This window comes from Ruminococcus sp. (assembly GCF_017650195.1).
Lineage (GTDB): Bacteria > Bacillota > Clostridia > Oscillospirales > Ruminococcaceae > Ruminococcus.
Genome location: NZ_JAGCFH010000016.1, coordinates 1 through 5647, shown reverse-complemented (window position 1 = coordinate 5647; position 5647 = coordinate 1). Strand labels below are relative to the sequence as shown.

The following is a 5647-nucleotide window of genomic DNA, read 5'->3' as shown; positions in this document are numbered from 1 at the left end:
CTGCATTTTACTGTTCGTCGACAATAATGAAGCTCCTTGGGACGGTCTCACATACGCAGGCGAAATACCCTCTGCTCCTAAGCTGCTCCGCACAGATCTCAGCCTGCTCTGCAGAGCCAAATATACCGAATACAGCCGATCCGCTTCCTGTCATAACGGCTCTAAACGAGCCGCCGTCAAGCATGATATTCTTTATGTCTTCCACCTCTGGGAGCTCCACAGCCTGCTCGAAGAGATTGCCGAAGTACTGATAAGCTGTCCTAGGAGAGCTTATCACAGCCTCTGCAAGCTTCTGAGTCTCCGGATGCCAAGGAGAAACAAGTTCGTCGATTCTGCTGTAAGCCTCGGCAGTGGATACTCCCTCCAAGCCCTTTGCTATGACCAGTATCTTTCCCGAATAATCGGCTATGGGAGTTATCCTCTCGCCTATCCCCTCAACATAAGCTGTACCTCCAGTGAGGAAGAAGGGAACGTCCGCTCCGAGCTTTTCCGGCTTGCTCACGCTTTTTCCTGTAAGTTCACCGAGGCAGTAAAGCACAGCCGCTGCGTCAGTGCTGCCGCCGCCCATTCCAGCCTGAGAGGGTATGCCCTTCTTTATATGTATACGGCAGCCGCAGTCCATGCCGTTCTCCTCAAAGAACAGCTTTGCCGCTTTGTACGCGATGTTTCTCTCATCGCAGGGAATCGGGTCGGCACTTGCGAACTCCTCAGGTACGTCGCAGGTAAGCTCTATGCTGGTTTCCGCAAGCTCAACAGATACATCGTCGTACAGCCCTACGGTCTGAAAAACGCTCTCTATGGTATGATAGCCGTTGGGGAGCTTCCCAGTGACATCAAGGGCAAGATTTATTTTTGCTGCCGTTTTTACTTTCATTTTTTCTCAGCCTCCAGCTTTTTCAGGAACTTTTCGATACGTCTTATTGCTTCCATGAGGTGTTTGAGGGAGTAAGCGTAGGATATACGCATATATCCCTCTCCGCTGCCGCCGAAGGCACTTCCCGGAACTGCCGCGACCCTCTCCTCAAAGAGCAGTCTTTCGCAGAATTCCTCGCTTGTAAGCCCTGTGCTCTTGATGCATGGGAATACATAGAAGGCTCCCTCTGGGTTGAAGCAGGTCAGCCCGAGACGGTTAAACTCCCCTACAAGATAGCGGCGGCGGGTATTGTACTCAGCCACCATTTTCGCTACCTCCTCGTCGCAGGCGGTAAGAGCTTCAACAGCGGCGTTCTGACTGATGAAGGGACTGCACATGATACCGTACTGATGTATCTTTGATATCTGTGTTATTATCGGTTCGGGAGCGGTAACATAGCCAAGTCTCCAGCCTGTCATGGCATAAGCCTTTGAGAAGCCGTTTACGTATATGGTACGCTCTCTCATGCCTTCTAGTTCGATTATGGAAAAGTGCTTCCTGCCGTAGGTAAGCTCGGAATATATCTCGTCAGTCAGTACCATTATATTGGTATCGCGGAGAAATTCCGCTATCGGTTCGAGATCCTCCATTGTCATTACCGCTCCCGTTGGATTGTTTGGGAAAGGTAGTATAAGGAGCTTTGTGCGCTCGGTGACCTTGTCCTTGAAATCCTCAAGGGTCAACTTGAAATTGTTCTCGATACGTGTGGGAACTGAAACAGGCACGCCGCCCGCCAGCTCGACAAGAGGAGCATAACAGACGAAGCAAGGCTCTACTACCAGCACTTCGTCCCCAGGATCGAGAAGTCCTCGAACAGTGAGGTCTATAGCCTCGGAACCTCCTACAGTGACGATTATCTCCTTGTCGGGGTCATATTTAACGCCGTGCTTCTTTTCGATATGGGCGGATATGGTATTCCTCAGAGGAGCGATTCCCTTGTTGGGTCCATATATTATGTGCTTTCTCTCAAGCACCTGTATAGCGGATTTTCTTATAGCCCACGGTGTGTTAAAGTCCGGCTCACCTACTCCTAGGGAGATAACGTCCTCCATAGTTCCTGCGATATCGAAGAACTTACGTATGCCTGAGGGCTTTATGTTCTTTATCTTGTCCGAAAGGACCTTGTCGTAATCTATCACGATCAGCCGAGTCCCCTTTCGTCAGGCTCTTCACCATCAATGAAAATTCCTTTTTCCTTGTACTTTTTCAGTATGAAGTGGGTGGAAGTGGAAAGAATGCCATCTATAGTGGCAAGTCTCTCAGAAACAAAGAACGCAACATCCTTGAGGTTGCTGCCCTTGACCTCTACTGCAAGATCATAGGCACCTGATGACATGAGGCTCACGCTCTCCACCTCATCGTACATCATTATAGTCTTTGCGATATCGTCAAAGCCACAGTCGCGCTGAGGAGTTACTTTAAGCTCAATAGTAGCATATACCACAGAATCATCGTAGAGATCGTCGTTTACTATAACGCTGTAGCCCTTTATGACCCCACTCTTTTCCAGCCTTTCTATCTCGGCAGCTGCCTCCTCTGCTGAAATGCCAAGCATTTCGCCCAGCTCCCTGTTTGAAATACGGGCATTCTGCTGTAATATTTTTATGATGTCATTCATAGTATCAGTTCCTTTCATTATTAATATTCAACGTATTCACCCTGTTTATAACCGTAGTATTCAAGCACATCGTCCCACGTCTTGTCAACAAAATTTGTATAGCCGTATCCGAAATCGGTATCACCAACATATTTTTTATCACGTTCGGTGTCCCAGCAAAATACCTTTGATACGCTGAAACCATTGAATTCTATAACATACTCTATATCACCGTGTTTCGGTATCTCCCAGTCAATATCAGCAGTAAATACCGTATCCTTGCTCCATTTACCGTAGAGATACACAGGTATATCAGTTTCGCCGAGGTTGTACTCCCATGCGATAGCCGAAGCCAGATCGCAGGATTCCAGTGCATCAACATCTTCAAAGTCTATTCCCTGCGGTTCTTCATGGGTGTAGCTGTAATTGCTGCTGTAATCGAACTTTTCCAGCTCAATATCGGTATATTTGCCGTACTCCAGGCCAAATTTTTCAAGGACTTTCTTCCACTTCAGCTCCTTGATATCGTCTGCATCCTCGATATCGCCGTAAATCCCAACTTTATCCTTTCGGGAAGTTCCGCTGCAGCAGAGAACCGCTTTAGGCTGACCATGTTCATCTGGAATGACTATATACTCAAGAGGATCAAGCTCGATAAAATATTTGTTAACTTTCTCACCGAACTCTCCTTCACCTGTCTTTGTGTAAATAATGTCATTTGCTATCTTCTTTTCATCGTCCGTAAGAACACTCATAACAGAGTGATATAGTGTCTTGGCATTTGCGTTTGCGGAAGACTGTTTGCTCTTTTCAACATAGCCAAGCATACCTGTTTTTTCTTTATTCTTCCTGCGGGTAGTAGTTTCTGAGACAGTATTCTCCTTTGCGGTAGTAGTCTCATCTGTAACAGTAGTGCTGTTATCTTCTTTACCGTTCTTCTCAGATGGAGATTTGCAACCAGAAACCGATACAGTTGCAAGCAGGGCAAGTCCGAACAAAAAAGCGCGTTTCCCCATTGTATCTCTCCTCTTCACTCGATATCAATAAAATGCGGCTTTCTTTTTTTGAAATATGCCAGCCTTCTGAAACCTGCCTCTTTTGCGAGTTTTATGCCGTCCGCAGAATTTGCCGCTATATCTTCAACGGTATGGGAGTCAGAGCCGATAGTTATTATCTCTCCGCCAATATCGTGAAAAAGCTTGATATACTTAAGATTCGGGAAGCAGTCCCCGAAGCCCTGTCTCAATCCGGAAGTATTTATCTCTATACCCTTGCCGTTCATGGCAAGGTTGCGAAAAGTCTCCTCTATGATATCGTCAAACCTGCTTATATCGGCATTTATACCGTGCCTCTGCTTCATATATCGCAGGCAATAGGTAATATGCCCGAAAACGTCAAAAAGCTCTGTTCTGCTAAGATCGTAAGCCTCACTGAAATAACGCTCCAGCAGGTCGTATATACCGTCCATAGTCATTTTATCATATTCCACGAAGTAAAAGTCAGGCTCCCCGGATATCTGGTGAACCGAGCCTATGATGAAGTCCACCCTCTTATCGGCGTTCACCTTCTTTGCCGCTTCCATATCATGAAGTATCTGTCCCAGCTCCACGCCACAGATAAGATTGAGCTTCCCTGCCCACTTTTCTTTCAGAGCAGTAACGGCAGATACCGAGTTTTCAAAATCGGCAGCATAATCAAAGCTCTCCCTTAGCTTTTTCTCCTCCTCGGAATAATGCTCCTCTCCATACCATGCATTGCACTCGCAGTGGTCGGTAATGGCGTAGGCTGCAAGCCCGAGCTTCGCAGCACGCTTTACACATTCGTTTATATCCGCCTCAGAATCCACAGAAAACTGCGTATGTGTATGGCAATCCATAAGTTTCATAGTTTCATCCCCTTTTAAGTGTATTTTATTATTATATCACAAATCAGAATAAATTTCCACTCTTTTTTGAAAAAAGGAACAAACAATTGACAATTCAGGGCTTTTGGACTAAAATATACGCAAGAGGTGATATTATGAAAGAGCACATCCAAATGATAAAAGCTGAGACCAATGCCAACTTTGTAAACCTTAGGACTGCCATACTGACCTATAACAGGGAAGCTGCTGTCTGCGGCTCTCCTGCGTGGAGATACGTCTATCATACTATACACTCGGCTGACAAATGGTATTTCAACCCTGAGATATTCACAGAGCCCGAGTTTCACGAAGCAGGCATGGATAATCCCGACAATCCATGCAACCAAGTCCTGAGCGATGAGGAGTTACTCGAATACCTCGAAAGGGTGAGGCTGAAAACAATGGATTATCTTGATAGTCTCACCGATGAGCTGCTCTACGAACGCCCTAAAAAATGCCATTACACTCGTCTGGAGCTTATATTAAGGCAGTTTCGGCATATCTCCTTTCACACTGGTATGCTCAACGGACAAACCACGGAGCGCACAGGGAAATTTCCGATATATGCCAGTGCGGATAACCTTGACAGACTAAGCAAGGGATTATACGACGAGGGGCAAATCTAAAATAACGGGAGTATAGCCGCAGTGAATGCCTACTGCTAATAACTGACAGCTAAATAATACTTGCTTTTTTATAAGCAGTGTGTTATAATTATATCAATCATTCGGGATACACCGAATAACAAAAAACGGAGGTTTTTATTATGAGAGCAGTCGTAACTGTTATTGGTAAGGACACCGTAGGTATCCTTCATAAGGTAAGCGGTATCTGCGCTGAATACAATGTAAATGTTATAGAGGTGACACAAAGCGTTTTGCAGGATATGTTCGCTATGATAATGCTTGTTGATATATCTGATATTAAGGGTGATTTCTCTGAGCTCGTCGACCGCATGACAGCCCTTGGCACAGAACTCGGACTCTCCATTCACACAATGCACGAGGATATATTCAACTCAATGCACAGCGTCTGATGAAAGGAAGTCCGCTAAATGCTTAACGTATATAATATACTTGAAACCATCCGCATGATACAGGATGAGTGCCTTGATATACGTACTATCACTATGGGCATATCTCTCCTTGACTGTATCGACACGGATATAGACAGAGCCTGCGAGAAGGTATACAATAAAATAGTATCAAAAGCCGGCAAGCTCGTTCCTGTGGGT

At 45.7% G+C, this 5647-nt stretch carries 8 protein-coding genes; 3 read left to right on the top strand and 5 right to left on the bottom strand.

Going from position 1 to position 5647, the window contains the following annotated elements:
• Nucleotides 1-7: 7 nt before the first annotated feature.
• From ispE to J6U00_RS00465, 5 genes are read right to left on the bottom strand one after another with little or no spacing between them, the layout of a single operon-like run.
• Entirely contained in the window at nt 8-874 is an 867-nt protein-coding gene (ispE, locus tag J6U00_RS00485; protein WP_296577507.1) for a 4-(cytidine 5'-diphospho)-2-C-methyl-D-erythritol kinase, read from the bottom strand.
• Nucleotides 871-2049 carry an aminotransferase class I/II-fold pyridoxal phosphate-dependent enzyme gene (locus J6U00_RS00480; RefSeq protein WP_296577509.1) on the bottom strand — a complete coding sequence of 393 codons (1179 nt, stop codon included), beginning with the start codon at nt 2047-2049 and terminating at the stop codon, nt 871-873. The genes ispE and J6U00_RS00480 overlap by 4 nt, the downstream gene beginning before the upstream one ends.
• Before the next feature lie 5 nt (nt 2050-2054).
• The gene (locus J6U00_RS00475; RefSeq protein ID WP_296577505.1) at nt 2055-2531 is read right to left on the bottom strand and encodes an Lrp/AsnC family transcriptional regulator; all 477 of its coding nucleotides are present in this window, start codon (nt 2529-2531) and stop codon (nt 2055-2057) included.
• A gap of 20 nt (nt 2532-2551) precedes the next feature.
• Nucleotides 2552-3526: a hypothetical protein gene (locus J6U00_RS00470; protein WP_296577504.1), complete on the bottom strand. Its 975-nt coding sequence runs from the start codon at nt 3524-3526 to the stop codon at nt 2552-2554.
• A gap of 14 nt (nt 3527-3540) precedes the next feature.
• A complete protein-coding gene (locus J6U00_RS00465; protein ID WP_296577503.1) occupies nt 3541-4395 on the bottom strand; it encodes a histidinol-phosphatase HisJ family protein in 855 nt (284 codons plus the stop codon).
• A 134-nt stretch (nt 4396-4529) separates the two neighbouring features.
• Here J6U00_RS00465 and J6U00_RS00460 point away from each other — a divergent pair, with 134 nt between their 5' ends.
• The 3 genes from J6U00_RS00460 to J6U00_RS00450 form a co-directional block, all read left to right on the top strand.
• Nucleotides 4530-5039, top strand: coding sequence for a DinB family protein (locus J6U00_RS00460; RefSeq protein ID WP_296577501.1), 510 nt, complete (start codon nt 4530-4532; stop codon nt 5037-5039).
• 140 nt (nt 5040-5179) lie between these two features.
• Nucleotides 5180-5449 carry an ACT domain-containing protein gene (locus J6U00_RS00455; protein ID WP_024860791.1) on the top strand — a complete coding sequence of 90 codons (270 nt, stop codon included), beginning with the start codon at nt 5180-5182 and terminating at the stop codon, nt 5447-5449.
• A gap of 18 nt (nt 5450-5467) precedes the next feature.
• Nucleotides 5468-5647 (top strand): DUF711 family protein (locus J6U00_RS00450; RefSeq protein ID WP_296577498.1); only part of this gene is annotated, 180 nt, incomplete at its 3' end.